Origin of the sequence: Pseudomonas sp. V88_4 (genome assembly GCF_029967985.1) — a bacterium.
GTDB lineage: Bacteria > Pseudomonadota > Gammaproteobacteria > Pseudomonadales > Pseudomonadaceae > Aquipseudomonas > Aquipseudomonas glycinae.
The window spans coordinates 1-2,741 of sequence record NZ_JASCAF010000014.1; the positions used below are offsets into that span (position 1 = coordinate 1).

At 63.2% G+C, this 2,741-nt stretch carries 1 protein-coding gene; it reads left to right on the forward strand.

The window, feature by feature from the left end; all coding sequences use genetic code 11:
- Window positions 1–12 precede the first annotated feature (12 nt).
- Window positions 13–2,741: type VI secretion system tip protein TssI/VgrG (gene tssI, locus QLG12_RS07135; protein ID WP_282474220.1), on the forward strand; the 2,729-nt coding region annotated here is incomplete at its 3' end.

Genomic DNA, 2,741 nt, shown 5'->3' on the forward strand with positions numbered 1-2,741 from the left:
AGGGACAAGGGAATGTTCTCACCGGCCAATCAGCCCCATTTCAATCTGACCATCGATGGCGCGGACAGCGATTTCCAGGTCCTGTCGTTCACCGGTCGGGAAGCCCTCAACACGCCCTTCGAATTCGAGCTGGAACTGGTCAGCGAAAAGGCCTCGATCAACCTCGAAAGCCTGCTGCACAAACTGGCGTTTCTGCAGCTCTCGCCGAGCGGCACCGGGATCCACGGGCTGATTTACAGCATTGCCCAAGGCGAGGCGGGCAAGCGCCTGACCCGCTACAGGATCTCCCTGCGACCGCAGCTTTCGTACCTGGCGCACCGCTTCAACCAGCGCATCTTCCAGCAGATGACGGTGCAGCAGATCATCAGCCAGGTGCTGGAAGAGCACGGGATTCTTGCCAGCGATTACCACTTCCAGCTCAGCGCGGTGTATCCGGAGCGCATCTACTGCACGCAGTACGATGAAAGTGACCTGCACTTCGTCCAGCGCCTGTGCGAGGAGGAGGGGATTCACTACCACTTCCAGCACACCTCGAGCGGCCACAAACTGACCTTCGGCGATGACCAGACGGTGTTCCCGAAATTGGCACCGGTGGCCTATCAGCAGGACTCCGGGCTGGTGGCGGACCAGCCGGTGGTCAAGCGTTTCGGCCTGCGCCTGGCCACCCGCACCAGCCGCACCACGCGGCGCGATTATGACTTCATCAAACCGAAGATCGAGCTGGAAAGCGACGCCAAGAGCAGCGCCCAGCCGGACCTGGAAGACTACGATTACCCGGGTCGTTTCGTGGATCGCGAGCGTGGCAAGCACCTGGCCAACCGCAACCTCGAACGCCATCGCAGCGACTATCGCCTGGCCGAGGGCAACAGCGACCAGCCGACCCTGGTCACCGGGCATTTTCTGGCGCTGACCGACCACGCCAACCCGACGTGGAACGACCTGTGGCTGCTCACCGAAATCTTCCACGAAGGCAAGCAGCCGCAAGTGCTGGAAGAGTCGGTGACCAGCGACACCACCGACAACAAGGACGACTTCCATCAGGGTTATCGCAACCGCTTCAGCGCGATTCCGTGGGACGTGCCGTACCGTCCGCCGCTGGACCACCCAAAACCCAAGGTTCTCGGCTCGCAAAGCGCCGTGGTCACCGGCCCGAAAGGCGAAGAAATCTTCTGCGACCAATACGGCCGGGTGAAGGTGCAGTTCTTCTGGGACCGCGAAGGCCAGCACGACGACAAGACCACCTGCTGGATGCGCGTGGCCTCCAGTTGGGCCGCTGAAACCTTTGGTTCGATCAACATTCCGCGGGTCGGCATGGAAGTGCTGATCACCTTCCTCGAAGGCGATCCCGACCAGCCGCTGATCACCGGTTGCCTGTACCACGGCGCCAACCTGCCGCCTTACAAATTGCCGGACTTCAAGACCCTGGCCACGGTCAAGAGCAAGGAATACAAGGGCAGCCGCGCCAACGAACTGCGCATCGACGACACCACCAGCGAAATCAGCATCGCGCTGCGCAGCGATCACGGTGCGAGCGCGATCAACCTCGGTTACCTGACCCATCCGCGCCCAAGCGGCGGTCAGCCTCGGGGTGAAGGTTTTGAGTTAAGAACCGACCGCCACGGCGCCGTGCGTGCCGGTGCCGGCCTGCTGATCACCACCGAACCACGCCCGAACGAATCCAAGCACCACAAAGACCTGCCGGAAACCGCCGAACGCCTTGCCACCGCCAGCGATCAACAGGACGGTTTCGCCACGCAGGCCAAAGAGCTTCAGGCTCAAGAGGCGGGCGATCAGGACGACGTGGCCAAGGCCTTGCACGCCCAGCACCAAGGCGTGCTCGGCTCGGGTCCGGCAAACCTCACCGCCAACGAATTCCCCGAATTCACCGAGCCGCATCTGGTGCTCGCCAGTCCCGCCGGCATCGCCCTGACCACGCCACGTTCCAGCCACATCGCCACTGGCGAACATCTGGCGCTGAGCAGCACCGGGCACACCAGTTTTTCCATCGGCAAACGCCTGCTGGCCAGTGCCAGTCGCGGCATGCGCCTGTTCGTGCAGAGCATGGGCTGGCGGCTGGTGGCGGCGTCCGGCGACATCGACGTCAAGGCACTCAAGGACAGCATCAACCTGCTGGCCAAGCTCAACATCACCGCCAACGCCGACCGCATCACCATCACCGCCAAGACCGAACTGGTGATCCAGGGCGGCGGCAGCGCCACGACCTACAACGCCGGCGGCATCACCCACGCCACCAGCGGCCCGTACACCGCCCACGCGGCGAACTTTGCTTACACCGGTGCCAAGAGCCTGGCCGGCGTGTTCCCGGAACCGCCGAAACCGGGCAAGGGCAACCTCGAACTGTTCAACCAGTACGCCGGTCGCCAGGGCATCAAGGACGGCGATTACGAAGTGATTGATGCCTTGGGCAAGAGCATCAAGGGCAAGCTCGACGCGAAGGGGTTCGCCAGCGTTGCCGGGGCCGCACCGGGGCCAGCGCGGGTGCTGTTCGGTAAGGATCCGGCGGACACCTGGAGCGACGGCAGCTACATCGGCAAGCCGGAATGGCCGTTGAATCCGCCGGGTGCAGAAGACATTCCGAGTCAGGTGCAGGCCATGGTGGCGCAGGCGCTGCCGAGCAAGAACTGGGACATGTTGGAGAAGGGCAAGGAATTGGCGCAGACAGGGATGGGGGCGATGCAGACCGCGCAAGGTGCGATGCAAACGGCGCAGCAGGTGAAAGG